Source organism: Planctomonas sp. JC2975, assembly GCF_012985205.1.
In the GTDB taxonomy this organism is placed as follows: Bacteria; Actinomycetota; Actinomycetes; order Actinomycetales; family Microbacteriaceae; genus Humibacter.
This window is the reverse complement of the sequence record NZ_JABEKS010000001.1, coordinates 1,655,152-1,674,425: the sequence shown is the minus strand read 5'-3', so window position 1 is coordinate 1,674,425 and position 19,274 is coordinate 1,655,152. Positions and strand designations below refer to the sequence as shown.

The 19,274-nt window shown below is 68.5% G+C and carries 13 protein-coding genes; 9 read left to right on the top strand and 4 right to left on the bottom strand.

Going from position 1 to position 19,274, the window contains the following annotated elements; translation table 11 throughout:
* The first annotated feature begins 122 nt into the window (after nt 1-122).
* The 6 genes from ddaH (at nt 123) to HII28_RS07695 (ending at nt 8,422) form a co-directional block, all read left to right on the top strand.
* The gene (ddaH, locus tag HII28_RS07720) at nt 123-1,331 is read left to right on the top strand and encodes a dimethylargininase (protein ID WP_170024866.1); all 1,209 of its coding nucleotides are present in this window, start codon (nt 123-125) and stop codon (nt 1,329-1,331) included.
* 169 nt (nt 1,332-1,500) lie between these two features.
* Nucleotides 1,501-2,595 carry a Glu/Leu/Phe/Val dehydrogenase family protein gene (locus tag HII28_RS07715; protein WP_170024865.1) on the top strand — a complete coding sequence of 365 codons (1,095 nt, stop codon included), beginning with the start codon at nt 1,501-1,503 and terminating at the stop codon, nt 2,593-2,595.
* Nucleotides 2,596-2,935: 340 nt separating this feature from the next.
* On the top strand, nt 2,936-3,145 hold the full coding sequence (locus tag HII28_RS07710; RefSeq protein ID WP_170024864.1) for a hypothetical protein: 210 nt from the start codon (nt 2,936-2,938) through the stop codon (nt 3,143-3,145).
* Nucleotides 3,146-3,572: 427 nt separating this feature from the next.
* Nucleotides 3,573-5,324, top strand: a complete 1,752-nt coding sequence (locus tag HII28_RS07705) for an ABC transporter ATP-binding protein (protein ID WP_240977677.1) — start codon at nt 3,573-3,575, stop codon at nt 5,322-5,324.
* Nucleotides 5,321-7,135: an ABC transporter ATP-binding protein gene (locus HII28_RS07700; protein WP_170024862.1), complete on the top strand. Its 1,815-nt coding sequence runs from the start codon at nt 5,321-5,323 to the stop codon at nt 7,133-7,135. The genes HII28_RS07705 and HII28_RS07700 overlap by 4 nt, the downstream gene beginning before the upstream one ends.
* 210 nt (nt 7,136-7,345) lie before the next feature.
* Nucleotides 7,346-8,422 carry a tellurite resistance/C4-dicarboxylate transporter family protein gene (locus tag HII28_RS07695; protein ID WP_346769231.1) on the top strand — a complete coding sequence of 359 codons (1,077 nt, stop codon included), beginning with the start codon at nt 7,346-7,348 and terminating at the stop codon, nt 8,420-8,422.
* Nucleotides 8,423-8,531: 109 nt separating this feature from the next.
* On the opposite strand, the gene HII28_RS07690 is transcribed toward HII28_RS07695, so the two are convergent.
* From HII28_RS07690 to HII28_RS07675, 4 genes are all read right to left on the bottom strand, one after another.
* Nucleotides 8,532-10,358: an RICIN domain-containing protein gene (locus HII28_RS07690; protein WP_170024861.1), complete on the bottom strand. Its 1,827-nt coding sequence runs from the start codon at nt 10,356-10,358 to the stop codon at nt 8,532-8,534.
* A gap of 196 nt (nt 10,359-10,554) precedes the next feature.
* Nucleotides 10,555-11,565: a LacI family DNA-binding transcriptional regulator gene (locus HII28_RS07685; protein ID WP_240977676.1), complete on the bottom strand. Its 1,011-nt coding sequence runs from the start codon at nt 11,563-11,565 to the stop codon at nt 10,555-10,557.
* Nucleotides 11,566-11,695: 130 nt separating this feature from the next.
* Complete coding sequence (locus HII28_RS07680; protein WP_170024860.1) at nt 11,696-12,043, bottom strand: MGMT family protein; 348 nt, start codon at nt 12,041-12,043, stop codon at nt 11,696-11,698.
* A gap of 98 nt (nt 12,044-12,141) precedes the next feature.
* Nucleotides 12,142-12,591, bottom strand: a complete 450-nt coding sequence (locus HII28_RS07675; RefSeq protein WP_170024859.1) for a GNAT family N-acetyltransferase — start codon at nt 12,589-12,591, stop codon at nt 12,142-12,144.
* A 57-nt stretch (nt 12,592-12,648) separates the two neighbouring features.
* On the opposite strand from HII28_RS07675, the gene HII28_RS07670 reads away from it, so the two are divergent.
* The 3 genes from HII28_RS07670 to HII28_RS07660 all read left to right on the top strand — a co-directional run bounded on the left by HII28_RS07670 (nt 12,649) and on the right by HII28_RS07660 (nt 19,130).
* Nucleotides 12,649-13,413, top strand: coding sequence for a GntR family transcriptional regulator (locus tag HII28_RS07670; protein WP_170024858.1), 765 nt, complete (start codon nt 12,649-12,651; stop codon nt 13,411-13,413).
* Nucleotides 13,414-13,588: 175 nt separating this feature from the next.
* Entirely contained in the window at nt 13,589-15,739 is a 2,151-nt protein-coding gene (locus HII28_RS07665; protein WP_170024857.1) for an alkaline phosphatase family protein, read from the top strand.
* 70 nt (nt 15,740-15,809) lie between these two features.
* Nucleotides 15,810-19,130, top strand: coding sequence for a LamG-like jellyroll fold domain-containing protein (locus HII28_RS07660; protein WP_170024856.1), 3,321 nt, complete (start codon nt 15,810-15,812; stop codon nt 19,128-19,130).
* The last annotated feature ends 144 nt before the right edge of the window (nt 19,131-19,274 follow it).

Here is a 19,274-nt window from a genome sequence, read left to right as displayed (position 1 = left end):
CCCGCCGCCGTCGCCGCGTCCGGCCCGCCGCAGTTGCTGCCGCGTGCGGCCAACGACCCGGCGACGTTCGATGCCTCGTCATCCAGCGGTCGCATAGCCTCCTCGCCGGTAGTCTCGTAGCCATGACTGTCGCCTGGAGCCGCAAGATCGTGGCATCCGTCCTCACCGGTTTCCTCGTCGCGCTCCTCGTCCATATCGGCACCATCGTGCTGACCAACGAGGCGTATCTCGTGCAGGGCGCCGGATGGGCCGCGATCCTCAGCCTGAGCGGATTCTTCACGCTCGCGTCGGTCTTCACCTTCGTCCTGCTCGCGGTTGCAGCACTCTTCGACATCTTCGCCACCTGGTGGGGCGCGCTCATCACCGGTCTCGTCGTCGGCGTCATCGCCACCGCGCTCGACACCATGATCTACTTCGTGACCAACGGGCAGAAGCCCACCATCTCCGTGCTGTGGGCGATCACGGGCGAGCGCAACCTGCTCTTCATCCTGCTCGTCACTGTGCTCACGCCCACCTTCGGTCGCTGGCTGTACCGCACCATCGTGCGCTTCGACACCGCCGCCGCCACGGGCCGTCAGGTAGCGCTGGTGCGCGTTCCCGCCACGAACCTCGCCGAGGGGATCGTCACGAACATCGATCGTGTCGCCGTGGATCCCGCCAAGGCCGACGAGCAGTGGGACGCCTACGTCGCAGCGCTCGCCGACAACGGCTGGGAGACGGTCGAGGTGGCAGCAGCAGAGGTGCTTCCTGACTCCGTCTTCGTGGAGGACACGGCGGTCATCCTCGGCAACCGCGCCGTCATCGCCCTGTCGGGCGCCGAGCAGCGCCGCGGCGAGACTCCGGGCACCGAGGCGACGCTCACGGATCTCGGCCTGCGCGTCGATCGCATCCAGGAGCCCGGCACGCTCGACGGAGGAGACGTGCTCCGCGTCGGCACGACGATCTACGTCGGACGCAGCGAGCGCACGAATGCGGAGGGCGTTCGTCAGCTGCGGGCGATCGCCGCCGAAGAGGGCTACACGGTCATCGCGGTGCCGATCAAGGGCGCGCTGCACCTCAAGTCCGCCGTCACCGCCCTGCCGGACGGCACGGTGATCGGCGACGCCGACCTCATCGCCGACCCGAGCGTCTTCGACCGCTTCCTTCCCGTGCCGGAGCGTGCGGGGGTCGCGGTCCTCGTGCTCGCGCCCGACGCCGTGCTGGTTGCGGCATCCGCTCCCAAGACGGCGGAGCTCATCGCGGATCTCGGCTACCGCGTCGTCACTGTCGACATCTCCGAGTTCGAGAAGCTCGAGGGCTGCGTCACCTGCCTGAGCATCCTCGTCGGCTGAGGGCGCGGGCCGGCTGAGTCGGCGAATCACCTCGGTCTCGACGCACCCGCCCGAGCAAGCTCGAGCGCGCGCGCGATGGCAGGATAGTGGTGTACCTCCCGCTCATGAGGCGGGATCGTCGCCCCGACACACCACCCTGTTGTCGTGGCCCGCGCGCAAGGAGACGCCGATGTCTGTCCTGTCCGAACCCGTTCTCGCCGAACTCGTCGAGTCGACCGGATCCGAGCTTCCCCACGAGAAGCTGCTCATCGTGAAGGGGCCGCGCAGCGGGCTGACGATCAGCATCGCCGTGCACTCCACCGTGCTGGGGCAGGCCCTCGGCGGATGCCGCCTGTGGACCTACGACGACTGGGCTCAGGCCGTCGCCGACTCACTGCGCCTGTCTGAAGGCATGACGTACAAGAACGCCGCAGCCGGCCTCAACCGAGGCGGCGGCAAGACGGTGGTCTACCTGCCCCGCGGAACCCAGCTGGATGCCGAACGCCGCCGTGCCGTGATGCTCGACCTGGGCGATGCCATCGAGAGCCTGGACGGCGCGTACATGACGGCCGAGGATGTCGGAACCAGCGCAGACGACATGGCTGTCGTCGCCGAGCGCACGAAGGATGTCTGCGGTCTGCCCTCCGACAAGGGCGGCGTTGGCGAGCCCAGCGACGCGACGGCGCACGGTGTGTACGCGAGCATCCTCGCCACACTCGAGGCCGTGTACGGCGACCGGACCGTCGCCGGCCGCAGGTTCACCGTGCTGGGCCTCGGGCACGTGGGATCCCTGCTCGCGACGCGCTTGGCGTCGGAGGGCGGCCGGCTCACCGTCACCGATGTGAACCCTGCGAAGCGCGAACTGGCGGCGAGCCTGGGCGCGGCTTGGACATCGCCGGATGAGGCGACTCGCGTTCCGGGCGACGTGTTCGTGCCGGCGGGAGTCGGCGGCATCCTCACCACAGAGGTGATCGAGTCGCTGCAGGTGCGGGCGGTCGTCGGACCCGCGAACAACCAGCTCGCCGACCGCTCGGGAGCGGAGCTGCTCCGCCGGCGGAACATCGCCTGGGCGCCCGACTTCGTCGTCAACGCCGGCGGCGTCATCTTCCTCGATACGCTCACCAAGCCGGGCGCGAGCGCCGAGGCGACCCGGGAGCGGGTGGAGCGCATCGGCGACACGGTCGCCGACATCTTCGCGGATGCCCGTGCCAACGACATCACGACTCTGGCCGCAGCCGAGGCGCTCGCCCTCGCCCGTCTCGACGCCGTCCCCGCCCTGGTCTGACGCACCAACGGTCGCTGTCCCCACCACCCAGCGCCCACGCCCCACAAAGCACCACCCCCGAATTTCTGGCCCAAGTTGTCGTTGCCACGTTGAGAGCCGACAACGTGGGCCAGAATTTTGCGTCGTCGTCGTTTTTGGCGGCGGCGTTGGAGGGAAATGCGGCATTGCGTCGATTCACAGGAAGGGTATAGCCTGATCTGCTGTCGCATCCCACCCAGTCCGGCGCTGTCGCCAGGTTCAACGCTGTACAGCGACGTCACGCGTGGTGGGTGCGACATCGGAAGACTGGTCGAGAAGGGTCCGGCCTGCCAGCCAAGGATCCGCACCTGAGGAGGTCGCCATGAGCACGAAGACCGAGATCACGCCGCTCAAGCGCGCGGGAGTCGCGGGTCGCGTCGTGCCGACGGCCGTCGCGGGCCCGGCCGGATATCGCCACACCGCCGGACTCCGCCCACGCTCGTGGTTCCTCGGGAGCTCGGCTCCCGTCGGTGGCGCCGCGTTCGTCGGGGATTCAGGTCTCCGCGGTCCCGCGGCCGGGGCGATCGGTTAGCTGACAGGGCCGAACCAGGCCTCAAGCACCACCGACACCACCGCCGACACCGGCCGGCGAACGGAAGCCACCGCCCGCCAACGCGAACGTCCGACCCGCACGGGGCATCCGTCGAGAACTCGACCCTGCGACCCCGCTCACCGCTCGGACCTCTTCAGCTCCAGCGTCGCTCGAAGCGTCGCACCCCATCGCCAGAATCGTCTCGACAGGCGATTCGCGTCCGAGTGGGAGCCCGTACCCGGGCCACCGCTCACAGCACCCAGCACACCATCCACACGAAACGGTGAACATGTCTGCCTCACAGGTACCCCAGGTACTGACTGAACAGAAGCACCCTCCTGAGCACGCGGCTCAGCCGGGTGACGACGGCCGGCGGCTGAGCACGTTCCGCTCGCTGGCACGCATCTATCCCTACGCGAAGCCCGCCATGCCGCGCATCTACCTCGGCATGGTGGCGGCGATCGGCGCCTCCGTCGTGGCGCTGCTGATCCCGATCGTGCTCCAGGCACTCGTCGACGGTCCGATGAAAGACGGCGACCCGTCGCACGTCGTGCCGTCGGCGGTGCTCGTGCTCGTGCTGGGCGTCGCGGAGGCGGTGCTCATCTCGCTGCGCCGCTGGTTCGTGCTCACGCCGGGCACGAAGGTCGAAGCGGATCTGCGCAACGCGTTCTACGCCAAGCTGCAGGATCTCCCGGTGAGCTTCCACGACGGCTGGCCGTCCGGCCAGCTGCTCAGCCGCGCCGTCAGCGACCTCAACCTGATCCGACGCTGGATCAGCTTCGGGTTCGTGCTGCTGTTCGTGAACATCCTCACGATCATCATCGGATTCGGCGTGCTCATCGCCTGGAACTGGCTGCTCGCGGTCATCTTCATGGTGTGCTCGATCCCGCTGTGGATCTACGGCTACGTGTTCGAGAGCCGGTACTCGGTCATCGCACGACGCAGTCAGGACCAGGCAGGTGACCTGGCGACGGCCGTCGAGGAGTCGGTGCACGGCATCCGCGTGCTCAAGGCGTTCGGCCGCGGCCGCCACGCCCTGCGCAACTTCGAGAAGCAGGCCGAAGACCTGCGCGGCACCGAGATCGCCAAGGCCAAGGCCGTCGCCGGCATCTGGCTGTGGCTGTTGCTCGTGCCGGACGTCGCGTTCGCGGTCTGCCTCGTCGTCGGCGTGTGGCTCGTGTCGACGGGCTCGCTGACCGCCGGGCAGTTGCTCGCGTTCTTCGCGACGGCGACCGTGCTGCGGTTCCCGATCGAGTCGATCGGATTCCTGCTCTCGATGACGTTCGACACGCGCACCGCGGCCGACCGTTTCTTCGACGTGATGAACACGCCGAACACGATCGGCGACCCGGAGCACCCGAAGACGATCGAGCATCCACTGGGCAGGCTGAAGTTCAACGACGCGCGCTTCAGGTATGCGGACACCCCTGAGGGGTATCCCGATCTGCTGGCCGGCATCGAACTCGAGCTCGAGCCGGGGGAGACCATGGCGCTGGTCGGCCTGACCGGCAGCGGCAAGTCGACGCTGACCGCCCTGACCACGCGGCTGTACGACGTGACGGGCGGTTCCATCACGCTCGACGGCGTCGACATCCGCGACCTCACCAGGGGCGAGCTGCGCACGCACGTCGCCATGGCGTTCGAGGACGCGACGCTGTTCTCCGCGTCGGTGCGCGACAACGTGCTGCTCGGCCGCGCCGACCTGGTCGGCGACGACGACACCACGAAGAAGCGGGCGGATGCCGTGCTCACCGAGGCCCTCGAGGTCGCCCAGGCGGGCTTCGCGTACGACCTGCCGGAGGGCGTGGACACCAAGGTGGGCGAGGAGGGGCTGAGCCTCTCCGGCGGCCAGCGGCAGCGGCTCGCGCTCGCGCGAGCGGTCGCCGCGAACCCCGAGGTGCTCGTGCTGGACGACCCGCTGTCGGCCCTGGATGTCGACACGGAGGCCCTCGTCGAGGCTGCGCTCCGCAGGGTGCTGGCCTCCACGACGGCCCTCGTCGTGGCGCACCGCCCGTCGACGGTCATGCTGGCCGACCGCGTCGCGCTGCTCGAGGACGGGCGGATCACCGCGGTCGGCACCCACCACGACCTGTTGGCGACCAACGAACACTACAGATTCGTCATCTCGAGTCTCGAGGACGACGAAGAGGACGAGATTCTCAGGGAGGTGAACCTGTGAGCACGGCAACTGTTCAGGGCGTCACCGGCGAGGAGCGCAACGACTTCACGAAAGCGGAGTCGCGGCAGATCCGGCGCCGGTCGCTCGCACTGCTCGGGGTGCTGATGCGCCCCGTGCGGGGCAAGGTCGCGTTCGCGCTGGTCGTGATCGTGGTCTCCACGCTCGCTCAGGTGATCGGGCCGACACTGATCGGCATCGGCATCGACCAGGGCATCTCAGCGCTGAAGACGCAAGACTGGTGGCCCATCGCGCTCACCGGTGCCGCGTACCTTGCGACGGGCATCGTCGGCGCGGTCACCGTCTCGTGGTACACGGTGCAGTCGGCGCGGATCAGCCAGGCGATCCTGTTCGACCTGCGCAAGCGGGTGTTCCTGCACACGCAGCGACTCAGCCTGGAGTTCCACGAGTCGTACACGTCCGGCCGCATCATCTCGCGGCAGACGAGCGACCTGGACTCCATCCGCGAGCTGCTCGACTCGGGCATCAACCAGCTCGTGCAGGGTGTGCTGTACTCCGGATTCATCGCGGTGTTCATGTTCATCAACGACTGGGTGTCCGGCGTGATCCTGTTCGTCTCGCTGGTGCCGCTGTACTTCTTGACGCGGTGGTTCCAGAAGCGGTCGCAGGTGCTGTTCCGGCGCTCGCGAGTGGCATCCGCGAAGCTCATCGTGCACTTCGTGGAGACCATGACGGGAATCCGCGCCGTGAAGGCGTTCCGCAAGGAGAAGCGCAACGAGAAGGAATTCGGCGACCTCGTCGAGGACTACCGCGACGTCAACGCGAAGACCATCCAGCTGTTCGGAATCTTCGATCCGGGGCTGGTGCTCATCGGCAACGTGACGGTGGCGATCGTGCTGCTCGTCGGCGGATTCCGCGTGGCGTCCGGCGCGCTGCCCATCGGCATCCTGCTGGCCGTGCTGCTCTACACCCGTCGGTTCTTCGACCCGATGGAGGAGATGGCCATGTTCTACAACTCCTACCAGTCGGCCGCGGCCGCGCTCGAGAAGATCTCAGGTGTTCTGGAAGAGGAGCCGAGCGTGCCGGATCCGGCGCACCCGGTCGACCTGTGGCAGTCGAAGGGTCACGTGGTCTTCGACGACGTGACGTTCGCGTACAAGAAGGATCGCGTCATCCTCCCGGAGTTCGCGCTCGACGTGCCGGCAGGGCAGACCATCGCGCTCGTCGGATCCACCGGTGCCGGCAAGTCGACGCTGGCCAAGCTCATCGCTCGGTTCTACGACCCGACGAAGGGCGCTGTCACGCTCGACGGCGTCGACCTGAGGGACCTGCATCCGAAGGACCTGCGCCGTGCGATCGTGATGGTCACGCAGGAGGCGTATCTGTTCTCCGGAACCGTGGCCGACAACATCGCCCTCGGCAAGCCGGATGCGACGCCGGACGAGATCCGCGCGGCCGCGGAGGCGGTGGGCGCCGGCGCGTTCATCGAGAGCCTGCCGGACGGATACGACACGGATGTGAACAAGCGCGGCGGCCGCGTCTCGGCGGGTCAGCGTCAGCTGATCTCGTTCGCTCGGGCGTTCCTGGCGAACCCGTCGGTCCTCATCCTCGATGAGGCCACGAGTTCGCTGGACATCCCGAGCGAGCGGCTGGTGCAGGAGGCGCTGCAGACGCTGCTGAAGGACCGAACGGCCCTGATCATCGCGCACCGTCTCTCGACCGTGGCGATCGCGGACCGCGTGCTCGTCATGGAGCACGGCAAGGTGGTCGAGGACGGCGCGCCGTCGGACCTCATCGCCGGCACCGGCCGTTTCGCCCAGCTGCACGCAGCCTGGCGCGACTCGCTGGTGTGAAAGACCGGGCGGTCGCTCAGAGGGTGGCGGCGGACTCTTCGGTCCGCTGCCGCCTCTGGGGTCCGCCCGCCACGTACGGATCCCGGCGTCCCCCGACGCAACGATGCACGCGATCGCGACGACATAGGTTGCGGTCTTGACCGCCGGAACTGAATGCCGCGAAGTATCCGGCGACGGCGATGCCGACAGGCCCGGGCATAAGCTGTCTCCGTGACCCAGGGCTTTCCGTCGCGGGTGCGCGCTACCGTACGCACGTTGCCGCCCGGGTACTTCGCGCTCGTCATGGCCACGGGCATCCTCTCCGTCGGGTTGCACGCCGAGGGGTTCGACGTCGCGTCCGAGGTGCTGCTCGTCATCGCCGCCGCGGCGTACGTGCTGCTGGTGGTGCTGAACGCGTGGCGCATCATCCGCTATCCGCACGAGGTCTCTCGCGACTTCCGGTCGCCGCAGGTGGCGTTCTTCTTCTTCACGTTCGTCGCGGGCACGAATGTGCTGGGCACGCGCCTTGCGCTCGACGACGACCTGGTCTTCTCGACGGCTCTGCTGGCCCTGTCGTGCGTCGTCTGGCTCGTGCTGGGCTATGCGGTGCCGTGGGCGGTGATCCTGCAGAGGCGGGGTGCCGAGACGCTCAGCGGCATGAACGGATCGTGGTTCGTCTGGGCCGTCGCCTGTCAGTCCGTCGCCGTGCTGTCCGCAACGCTCGAGCCGTCGCTGCCGCCGATCCGCGCGTTCCTGTCGATCATCGCGTTCGCGTCGTGGAGCGTCGGCATCATCCTCTACGCCATCATCGGCATCGCCGTCGTGATCCGGCTGCTCGTGCACGGCATCACCCCTGAGACCATGGGGCCGCCGTACTGGGTGGCGATGGGGGCGGCATCCATCACGGTGCTGGCGGGCTCGAAGGTGGTCGAGATGAAGTCCACCCCGATGACGGAGGTGACGACGGGCCTCGCGGCGGGCGGATCCGTGGTGTTCTGGTCGTTCGCGACCTGGCTCATCCCGGTGCTCGTGGCCGTCGGCTGGTGGCGCCACATCACGCACCGCGTCCCGCTCCGCTACGAGCCGGCGCTGTGGAGCATCGTGTTCCCGCTCGGCATGTATGCCGTCTGCGGCATCAACCTCGGCGAAGCGGATGCCCTCCCCGTCGTCGCCTGGACCGGCCGCATCTTCCTGTGGCTGGCCATCGCCGCGTGGGGCATCGTGTTCGTGGCGACGGGCATCCACATCGCACGCTGGCTCGTGCCGCAGCGGACGCTGGACGCCCAGCCCGCAGATCCGAACCACTGACGGGAGCACCGTCGGCTGACGCCGACGCAGCGCATCCCACGATGCACGCGAAGCGCCCCCGCTCGCTGGTACGGGCGGGGGCGCGTCGTCATCGATCATCCGTCGCAGATCAGCTGTGGCCACCGTTCGGCGTCTTCACGAGCGAGACGGTCTGCTGAGAGACGAGCGGAGCGGTGTCCACCGGGTTCGCGGAGGTCGCGTCCCAGGAGCGGCCCGGTGCGGTGCCGGCGCCCGATCCGGTCAGCGCGAGCACGAGCCCGCTGTACCGGTTCACGAGCCGCACGGTTCCGGTCGCCTCGCCGGTGCTGGGCGACGTGGCGGAAACGACGAACCACTGCTGTCCGACCGAGGTCGAAGCGGACTGCACCGACGGCGCGGTTCCCCATGCGCGGCTCGCGGTCGACGACGAGTCGACGCCGAGCCGCTTGCCTGTCGCGACGTTGGTGATCGTGTAGGCGCCATCGCCCGTCGAGGAGAAGCGCCAGGCGCCGAGCGCCGAGTGCCCCTTCTTCGTCGACGTGGTCGAGGAACGGCCTGGTACCTGGGCGAGTTCCAGACCGTTGCCCGTTGCGATGCGGTACGAAACGGACGTGTCGACGGTCGCGGCAGGCGACGACGAGTCGACGGTCACGTTGGCGTAGTCGCCGTCGGAACCGTCAGCGCAGGCCCAGGCGCAGTAGGAGCGGAACGTCTTGCCCACGATCGAGGTGCTCGTCGCGTTCGCGGGGTCGATGAACCAGCGGTACCACGACGCCGTCGTGAACGAGCTACCGGAGTCGCCGAGCAGGAACCACTTCTGGGTGGCCAGGTTCTTCGTGGCGTAGTACTGCTGAGGGGCGTTGCCGCTCTGGTCGGGGTTCTGCGGCTCACCGATGTAGAGCCCGAGGTACGCGTCGTACGTGACGTCCATCACGAACAGCGGGGAGGTCGCCGGCATGAGCCCAGCGGCGATCTGCTGCGATGCGGTTCCCGGTGTCGCTGGGTTGTACTCGTTCGCGGCAGGCGTGTAGCCGTTCGTGTTCGTCGAGCTCACGGGAACGAGGTTGCTCTCCTTGCCGCCGACGCCCGGCTGCTTCCAGGTGCCGTCGTACCACTTCTGCCACGAGCCGGTCGCCATCTTGTCGGCGATCGGCGCACGGGCGACGTGCTCGTAGAACGCCTTCCAGCTGCCGTTCTTGTCGACGACGCGGGAGCCGTAATAGACGTAGAAGTACCCGGATGCCGTGTCGACGTAGAGCCGTGGGTCGCCGTCGCCGTAGTAGTAGGTCTCCCGCGGGAACGCGGCGGTGTCGCCGCGCGTGGTGCTGTACGGCGAGGTGATGGCGTGGCCCTCGATGGTCCAGGTCTGTCCGTGATCCTTGGACACCGCGAAGTCGAGTGCGTCGTAGTGCAGTCCGTCGCCGAACGGCTGCGGCGTGAACTCGTTGTGCACGAGGCCGTACCAATCGCCGGTGTCGGGATCGACCCACTGCTGGGTGAGGTCGCAGTAATTGCGCTGCGCATATCCGGATCCGGCCGGAGCGTACGTGGAGGTCAGTCCCGTCGGGCTGTTGTTGCAGCGCGCTGTCGTGTCATTGTTCGCGTCGGACGGATCGGCGGGATTCGCCGCGGTGTTCAGCGCGTTGTCCGGCTGCGCGTCATCCATCGTGGTGCCCTTGTAGAACGTCCATTCCCTCGGATCGTTCGCACCGTAGAGCGAGTGCGACTCGCTGTAGTAGAACGTTCCGTCGGAGTCGATGAACGGGCTGGCAGGAGTGTCGTCCGGATTGCCGAAGTCGCCGAGCGAGCCCGTGGTCACCGTGTACTGGGGAGCCGTGCCCGAGCCTGTGGTCGCGCTCGCCGCAAGGCCTCCCGTGAGGCACAGCGCCGCAGTCGCGGCGATCGCTATGCCGCCCACGAGCGCTGGGCGTTGCAGATGTCGGATGTGGAATGTCATGGCCTTCCTCACTTCATCGTCGGGGGCCGCCCGAGTGTCTGACCCGATCACGGTACGTCCAATGGCATCGATAACACCAGGGGGCTGATCCGAAACGTCAGTGATCTGAGCGAATCGCATGTCCGTTCGCGGCAGCGATGCCAACCGGAACGACATCGGGGTGGCCGACGGCGCGCAACACGGCGACGCGGGAACGCTAGGGACGCTCGCCGTGCGGCCGCGCCGTGCTCGCGCGCACGACGAGCGCGGGCTTCACCACCTGGTCGAGGTGCGGTGTCTCAGGATGGGCGATCGAGTGCAGCAGATGCTGCACTGCGAGCCTGCCGACATCGGCGAACGGCTGCGCGATGGTCGTCAGGGGCGGGGAGCAGTACGCGGCGAGCGGGATGTCGTCGATGCCGATGACGGAGACGTCGTCGGGAACGCGCCGTCCGCTCTCTGCGAGGCCGCGGATCAGGCCGAAAGCCATCTCGTCGCTGGCGACGAAGACGGCGGTCGCGTCGGGAATCCGGCCGAGGATCAGACCCGCTCGGTGCCCGGACCCGGGCGACCAATCGCCGGGAAGCTCCGGCGGCGGCACGATTCCCGCCTCCTCCAGTTCTGAGCGCCAGCCTTCCGCGCGGCGAACGGCGTCCAGCCACTCCGGCGGACCGCCGACGTGCCAGACGTTCTCGTGCCCCAGTTCCAGCAGGTGGCGCGTGGCCATCGCGCCGAGTGCCCGCTGGTCGACGGCCAGGACCTCCGTCGACGGCGTCCGGGAACCGTCGATGGCGACGGTGGGGACGGCTCGGGTGAGTGCGTCGATCGCGTGGTTGGGCGAGATGAGTGGCACCGCCAGCACGATCCCCTCTACGGCCTGGTCGGCCAGGCGCGAGAGCGCGGCCTCGATCGCGCCGGCCTCGAGGGAGGCGGTCGTCGCCGTCGAGACCGCATAACCGGCATCGCTGGCCGCTGTCTCGATACCCACGGTCAGAGCGGTGCGCGACGCGAACCCCGTCTGCAGCGTCACAACGCCAATCGTGCGGCTCCTTCCCGACGACAGCGCCCTGGCGGCGCTGTTGCGTCGGTACCCCAGCTGTTCGACCGCAGCGAGGACCTTCGCTCGAGTGGCCTGCTGCACGTTGGGAGATCCGCTGAGAGTGCGCGAGACCGTCTGCGCCGAGACGCCGGCGAGGCGCGCGACATCGGTCATGCCGGGTGCCTTCATCCCTTTCACGGGACCGATGGTACCGGTGGATGTCGCGGATGGCATCGATAACAACGCCACCTCATCGGGGGACGAGCGGTCCGCCTTGTGCCCCGGCGAGCGGGCATCGATGTGCGCGGCCGGCCGGAGGTCAGCGGAAGTCCGGTGACCAGCGCGCCGTTGACAGGTCGACGCGGATCCTGTCGGCCGCTCCCGTCCTCGACGCCTGGTCGGCGGTCATGCCGGCCAGCGGCGTCCGCTCGTCGAGGTAGTGGGCCAGCGCGCGCTCCTCGTGTCCGACCGGGGGCTGCCCGGACGCACGGATGACGCGCCACCACGGCACATCCGATCCGTAGCGCGCCATCACCTGACCGACGACGCGGGCTCCACGGGATCCGAGCGAGGCGGCCACGCCTCCGTACGTCATCACCCGGCCGGCCGGTATCTCGGCGACCAACTCGAGGACGGCCTCAACGAAGGAGTCGGCGAGCCCAGGCATCCCCCCGGCCGCAGAGGCTGTTTCGGCGTCAGGATCGGCTTCGGCTTCGGGATCGGAGGCGCGTCTCCGCGGAGGACGCCCTTCGGATGCGCGGGGGATCAGAGGTCCAGCGAGCCGATGGCCTCGCCGTACTGCGTCTCGCCGACCGGCGAGAAGCCGGCGCGGAGGAAGAACGTCTCCGGCCCGAGCTCGCCGTACTCCCAGATGACGAAGAGCTTGTCGTGGCCGCGACGGCGCGCCTCGGCCGCGAGGGCGTCGACGGCGAACGTGCCGACGCCCCGACCCTGGTCGGACGCGTCGACGTTGATGCGCCAGAGTATGGAGCGGAACTCGTCGTCGGCATCCGGATCGAAGCTGCCCATGATGAATCCGACGACCTCGTCGCCGTCGATCACCACGCGCTGCCAGGTCATCGACGGGTCGTTGACCGCTGCGGCCGCCGAGTACGACACGGGCGTGATGAACTGCTCCTGGCCCGGCTTCAAAGTGAGCGCGTTCGCCGCGGAGATGTTCGACGCGGACAGTTCCTCGAGTCGCAACTCAGCCATACAGCCAGGGTATCCTGAGCCGCCGACGGGCGGATAGTGGGAGCGGGGATGCACCGGGTGGACATCGCTCATCCAGGGGGCGAGGACAGCTTCCGGCCTGCGGATGCCGGCCATCCGGAGGTCGCAGCCGACCTGCGGCGGCGCATCCTCGATGGGGAATTCGGCCCTGTCGGACGCCTTCCCTCCGAGGCAGCGCTCGCCAGGGAGTACGGCACGACCAGGGCGAAGGTGCGCACCGCGCTCGTCCGCTTGGCCAGGCAGTCCCTCCTCGAGTCGAGGCCGCGCGAAGGATGGCACGTGCGAGCCGGACACCGCACGCAAGGATTCGATCGCATGCTCTCCTTCGCCCAGTGGGCTTCGGCCGGGGGTCTCGAGGCCGGCGGCCTCATCACCGGCCGCGCACGCCGGCCCGCCGATGCCAGGGAGGCGCGGGTGCTCGGAATCCGACTGGGCGAACCGCTGCCGACGTTCACCAGGGTGCGCACGCTCGGCGGGCGCGCCGTGATGGTCGAACGATCCACGTGGGCTCCTTGGCTGTCCGCGTTGATCGACGCCATGCCCGACGATGTCTCCTCGACGACCGCCGCGCTTGCGGAAGCCGGCATCCACGTGGCATCCGGAACGCACCGCATCGAGGCCGTGCCCGCCTCCACCGAAGACGCGGCGCTGCTCGGCGTGCGTCGCTCCGCCCCGCTGCTGCAGGTCACACGGATCACGACCGCACGTGACGACAGGACCGTCGAACTCGGCGTCGACCGGTACCAGGCGGACGTCATCGCGTTCGAGGTCGAGGCGGGGGAGAGCACGCGCACCTTGGCGTGAACCGCCCAGCGCGACGCGACCCGAAGCGGCGCGTCGTCGCCCAGTGTGCGCAGTTGGCGGGCCAATCAGCCTGAAGCGGCGTCCCGGAGGGCGCTGGACCGCTCGCGTTCACCGCCGGTTCGCCGGGCTTTGGTCGGCTGGGCGCCGTCACAAGACCTTCGAGCCGAGGAACACGATGTCGAGCGAGCCGACCCCCTTCACCCCTGATCCGTACCAGCGCAGGAAGACCGTCCCCGAGGCGGTCCTGACGTCCGGGTTGTCCCGCCGCGGCATGCTCAAAGCGATGGGGTTGCTCGGTGGGGCGGCGGTGCTCGGCGGCGCGGCGGCCGCGACGCTGCAGCCGGCGGCGGCCGGCGCCGCACCGGCAGCACTCCCCGCCGGGTTCAAGGGCGACATCACGGATGTCAAGCACGTCGTCATCCTGATCCAGGAGAACCGAGCCTTTGATCACTACTACGGCGCACTGCCCGGGGTACGCGGATTCGACGACAAGCAGGCGCTGACGTTCCCGAACGGCACCGACGTCTTCTCGCAGCCCAACGGGACGTCGGTCGTCAAGCCGGCGCGCGTGACCACGGTCGCCGGCACCACGACGGGGCTCGACCACTCCTACTCCGGCGGGCTCTCCGCCTGGTCGAGCGGACGCTACAACAACTGGGTCAGCTCGAAGGGCGCCGCAACCATGCAGTACGTCACGGGCGAGGAGATCCCGTGGCAGTGGTCGCTCGCCAGCGCCTACACGATCTGCGACAACTGGCACTGCTCGCTCATGGGTCCCACCACCCCGAACCGTCTCTATCACTGGACGGGCACGTCGAACGGCGTGACCGACAACGGAGGGGAGTCGAACGGCACGCGCGCGTGGCAGACCTATCCGGAGGCGCTGCAGGCGGCGGGCGTCTCGTGGCGCACCTACGTGGACAACAGCAACAACGGCAGCAGCTGGGTGGGCGACTATACGGACAACCCGATCCGCGGCTTCGCCACCTTCACCACCTCGGGATCGACCGCTACCGACCTCGCGAACCGCGCGGACGCGGTGAAGAACGCGCCGGGGACGGGTGTCGTGTGGCGTGCGGGATCCGCGCCCTATGCGGCGAGCGGCGCCGCGAACAACGACAGCGACGACAACCTGGACGCCGTGCTCGCCGACTTCATCGACGCCTGCAGGCCCGACGCGGCGTATCCGCTCCCGCAGGTGTCGTGGATCGTGGCGCCGTACGGATGGTGCGAGCACCCGTCGGCGAACCCCGAGCACGGCGCCCACTTCAGCAACAAGGTCATCCAGACTCTGCAGTCCAACGAGGAGCTGTGGAAGAGCACGCTCCTGATCATGACGTTCGACGAGAACGACGGATACTTCGACCACGTGCTCCCGCCGTACGCGGAAGTCGGCACGGCCGGCGAGTATTCCGGCAGCACGCCGCTCGGATACGGGGCCCGCGTTCCTGGCATCCTCGTCTCCCCGTGGACGCGCGGCGGCTGGGTCAGCACCGAGACGTTCGACCACACCTCGATCATCCGGTTCCTGGAGACCTGGACGGCCGCGATCGGAACGCCGGCGACGAGCACCACCATCACCGACTGGCGGCGCGGGATCAGCGGCGACTTGACGAGCGCGATGGACTTCGCGAACCCCGTGTTCGACACCCCGTCGCTGCCCGACACCGAGGCGCTCGTGCAGATCGCCCGCGCGGGCGGCACGATCGGCACGCAGGTTCCCGCCGCCGACAAGTGGGAGGGCGGCACGCTCCGGCACCGGCCGCTCTCGTATCACCCGCACGGCACCTTCGCGGAGGACCGCGCCACGGGAACCGTGACCGCGAACCTCAGCCTGGTCGGCGGTCGGACGGGCAAGGCGGTCAGCCTCCAGGCCTTCCCCGACGCGTATCAGACGTTCACGAACACGCCTCATACGGTGACCGCGTCCAGCCCGGCGACGTACTCGTGGGATGCCACGGCGCACGACGGCAAGTACGCCTTCACCGTTTACGGACCCGACGGATTCGTGCGCTCCCACCACGGCACCCTTCTGCCTGCCGGACAGAACAACGCGGGAGTGCCGCGCGTCGACGTCTCGCTCTCCGCGGGAAGCAACCCGACGGTGCAGCTCGCCCTGCACAACGACGGGCTCCAGCAGGTGCGCTACATCGTGACCGCGAACGACTACGACGGCGGCACGAAGGCCCTCTGGGTGCTGCCGGGAAAGACGACGGAGCTCTCGTGGCCGACGAGCGATGGCTACTACGACGTGGTCATCACGGCCGACACCGGCACCGGATGGAAGCACAGGTACGCGGGGCGTATCGCTCAGCTCTCAGCCTGATCCGGCGTCCCTCTTCTCTCGCCTCACCCACCCCATCCGACCGCACCAGTCACGTCATCTGGAGACGTCCATGGCATCGCCATCCCCCCTGTCCGCGAGTCGCCGCGCGTTCGACTCACCTGTCATCCGGCTGCGCTTCCTCGTCGCCGCCGCCGTCGCGATCCTCCTGATCGTTGCCGGCATCAGCCTCGGCTGGATCCAGTCGGCCTCTGCCGCCACCACCTTCGACCCGGCAGACGCGGTCAAGCCTCTCGTGTCGTACACGTTCGACGGCGACAACGGATCTACGGTCGTCGACTCGTCGGGCAACGGGTACAACGGCACCTGGATCAACGGTGTCGCCGGGGGCGGTGTCATCCCGACCTACGCCGCAGGGATCTCCGGCAACGCGGCGCACGTCAGCGCCAACAAGAACGTCATCCAGCTGCCGCTGGTCGCAGGCAAGACCGACGGCAGCGGCAGCTTCTCGTTCGAGTTCTGGTACTTCCAGAACTCGACGAGCAGCGATGCCGCGGTGATCGCCGACGCGAACACCGCGTCGTGCAACAATCCGGGCTTCAGCTACTACAACACGTCGGCGAGCAACTCGACGCTGAAGGCGTGCTGGGGGCTCACCTCCGGCGGCACGAAGGAGTACGTCGCCGCGACGACGGGAGCGACGAACGGAGCCTGGCACTACCTCGCCGCCGTCGTCGACCGCGCAGCGAACACCGTGACCACCTACGAAGACGGAACTGCGGTCGACACGTCGAGTTCGATCGGCGCGACGTCCACGCTGATGAAGTATCCGTTCACGCTCGGATCGGAGGGCAGCCTCACCGACACGGGTGACGGCTCCGTCGATGGCCTCTTCGACGACGTGAACTTCTACAACGCCCCCATCGCGGCATCCCAGGTGGCAGCGGATTACGCGGCGACCAAGCCGGCCTCGACCTCGTCCTACACGGTCGCGTTCGACGGCAACGGAGCGACCGGCGGGGCGACGGCATCGCAGAAGCTGACGACCGGCCTCGCCGCAGGGCTCACGGTCAACGGCTACACGCGAGCCGGATACGGCTTCGCCGGCTGGGCCACGAGCCCCACCGGCCCGATCGCCTACACGAACGGCGAGAGCGTGAAGGACCTCACCACCACGAACGGTGCGACGGTCACCCTCTATGCGGTGTGGGATCGCCTTCGAGCGTCCGGCGACGCAGCGGCGCCGCTGATCTCGTTCGACTTCGAGAACGACACGGGAACCACGGTCGTCGACGACTCGGGCAGTGGATACGACGGAACGTGGTCCGGCACGCCGTCGTACGCCACCGGAGTGTCGGGCAAGTCCGCCTACGTGAACTCGCCTGACGGATCGAAGCAGGGTGTGAACTACATCACGCTGCCGCTGGTCGCGGGCCGCACGGACGGATCGTCGAGCTTCTCGTACGTCTTCTGGCTCAAGGAGCAGTCGTCGAGTTCCGACTCGCCCATCGTCTCCAATCAGGACTTCACGCACTGCTACGACAGGGGCACCACCTTGTACAACACGTCGGGCACGCCCGGCGTACTTAGGGCGTGCTTCGGGCAGAACGGTACGTCGACGACGCAGAACTACCTGCCCACCGTCAGCACGGACTCCGTGATCGGCTCCTGGCACCAGCTCGCCGTGGTGGTCGACCGTTCGGCCGGCACCATGACCACGTATCTCGATGGAGCACAGAGCGTGAAGAGCACTGCGCTGACGAGCGCCTTCACCCTGACCAGCGGCTATCCGTTCCGCATCGGCTCCGACGGCTCGACGCTCGACACGATCGACGGATTCGCGAATGCCGATATCGACGAGTTCGACTTCTACGACCAGGCGATCAGCGCTGCGCAGGTGCTGAACGACTACGCGGTAACGGCTCCGCCGCCCACCGTGGTCGTCGACGGATCGACCGTGCAGAAGGGATTCGTCTCCGACACCTTCCGCGCTCCGCAGGTGCGGGCCGCCGGAACGGTCATGCAGCCGCTTGCGGCACTCTTCAACGGCGGAACGGCGACCTTCACGAAGGTGTCAGGCGACGACTGGCTCTCGGTCGGAGCGGACGGCACGGTGACGGGGACCGCCCCGCAGACAGCGCAAGACACGCCTGCCACCATCACCGTGCAGGCGAGCGACGGAACCACGACGTCGACCATCACCGTCGAGGTCCCGGTGATCGGCGCGAAGGACGATCCGCAGCTCGCCGCTGCGACGTGGAACCTCTGGGACGCGGGTGCGCACACCAGTGACGCCGTGCTGAAGGACCTGGCCGTGGTCGCGGCCAACGGCCTCGATCTCATCGGCGTGCAGTCCGACGGCGGCACCCTCGCGGCGCAGCTCGCCGGCGCACTCGGCTGGTACGACTACGAGGGCGCGTCGGGCGTCGGCATCCTCTCCGCCTATCCGCTGTCGACGACGGATGCCGTTGTCGGCTCGGACGCTGCCCCTGCAGCGGCGGTCACCGCGAACGTGCTCGGCACCGAGGTCCGCGTGTGGAGCCTCGGGCTGGACGGCGCCGCCTTCGGGCCGGATGCGGTCTGCGCGGCGGGCGGGACGGCATCCGCCGCCATCGACGCCGAGAAAGCGAGCACACGCTTTGCGCAGGCGCAGGCGATCGTGTCGGAGCTGAAGGCCGATGTGAAGGCCGCAGGCAGCACGCCTGTGGTCGTGCTCGGCGACCTTCAGTCGCCCTCCGGCGCCGACTGGACGGCGGCCACCTCGGCATCGCACTGCGATGCGGGAGCGGTCGACTGGCCAGTGACCGGGCTGTTCACCTCAGCGGGCCTGAAGGACTCCTACCGCGTCGCGCACGGCGATCCTGCCGCTGACGCCGGCGACACGTGGCCGCTGTACGGATCGAGCGACACCGCTTCTCCGGCGAGCACCGGCCTCCAGGCGGCTGTGCAGGCCGCCGCCGTTCCGGGCGGACAGCAGGAACGCGTCGACTACGTCGACTACGCGGGCACGTCGCTGAAGGTCGTGGGATCCAACACGCTGGTCGCCGGATGGCCATCGGCCTCGACCGTCGTCACGCAGGCATGGACGAGCGATCACCGTGCCGTCGTCACCACGTTCAGCCTGAGCGCGACCGCGGATGACGATTCCGGAGGTTCGGGTGCCACCGACACCGCGAGCCCGTCGCCCTCCGGAACGGATCCGGCCGGCTCCGACCCGAGCACGGATCCCGCCGACCCGAGCGCCACCCCGACCATGACAATGGTGCCGCAGGGCAGCGCAGCGGCGGATGGTCCCGTCGATCAGGACGCGGCATCCCTCGCCTCGACGGGCTCGAACCTCTGGCTCGCCCTCGTGCTGGCCGGCGTTGCGCTGCTGGCCGGAACCGTGCTGGTGGGCGTCCGGATGCTTCGCGCCGAGCGCCGGGCCGGTTGATGGAACGCTCTGTGTCGCGGTAGCGCACGCACTGGAACGCCGGAGGCCCCCCGACAGCTGTCAGGGGGCCTCCGGCGTTCTCTCGGTCTTGGCGCTTTCTATCGCGTCTCCGGGCGAACCCGATCGACGCGACCGGCAGAGCCT

What these genes read in the sequence shown, in the direction of transcription:
- ddaH (WP_170024866.1), top strand. Translation starts at nt 123, where the DNA reads ATGACTGTCGCCTGGAGCCGCAAGATCGTGGCATCCGTCCTCACCGGT.
- HII28_RS07665 (WP_170024857.1), top strand. Translation starts at nt 13,589, where the DNA reads ATGTCGAGCGAGCCGACCCCCTTCACCCCTGATCCGTACCAGCGCAGG.
- HII28_RS07675 (WP_170024859.1), bottom strand. Translation starts at nt 12,591, where the DNA reads ATGGCTGAGTTGCGACTCGAGGAACTGTCCGCGTCGAACATCTCCGCG.
- HII28_RS07690 (WP_170024861.1), bottom strand. Translation starts at nt 10,358, where the DNA reads ATGACATTCCACATCCGACATCTGCAACGCCCAGCGCTCGTGGGCGGC.
- HII28_RS07705 (WP_240977677.1), top strand. Translation starts at nt 3,573, where the DNA reads ATGCCGCGCATCTACCTCGGCATGGTGGCGGCGATCGGCGCCTCCGTC.
- HII28_RS07660 (WP_170024856.1), top strand. Translation starts at nt 15,810, where the DNA reads ATGGCATCGCCATCCCCCCTGTCCGCGAGTCGCCGCGCGTTCGACTCA.
- HII28_RS07680 (WP_170024860.1), bottom strand. Translation starts at nt 12,043, where the DNA reads ATGCCTGGGCTCGCCGACTCCTTCGTTGAGGCCGTCCTCGAGTTGGTC.
- HII28_RS07685 (WP_240977676.1), bottom strand. Translation starts at nt 11,565, where the DNA reads ATGAAGGCACCCGGCATGACCGATGTCGCGCGCCTCGCCGGCGTCTCG.
- HII28_RS07715 (WP_170024865.1), top strand. Translation starts at nt 1,501, where the DNA reads ATGTCTGTCCTGTCCGAACCCGTTCTCGCCGAACTCGTCGAGTCGACC.
- HII28_RS07710 (WP_170024864.1), top strand. Translation starts at nt 2,936, where the DNA reads ATGAGCACGAAGACCGAGATCACGCCGCTCAAGCGCGCGGGAGTCGCG.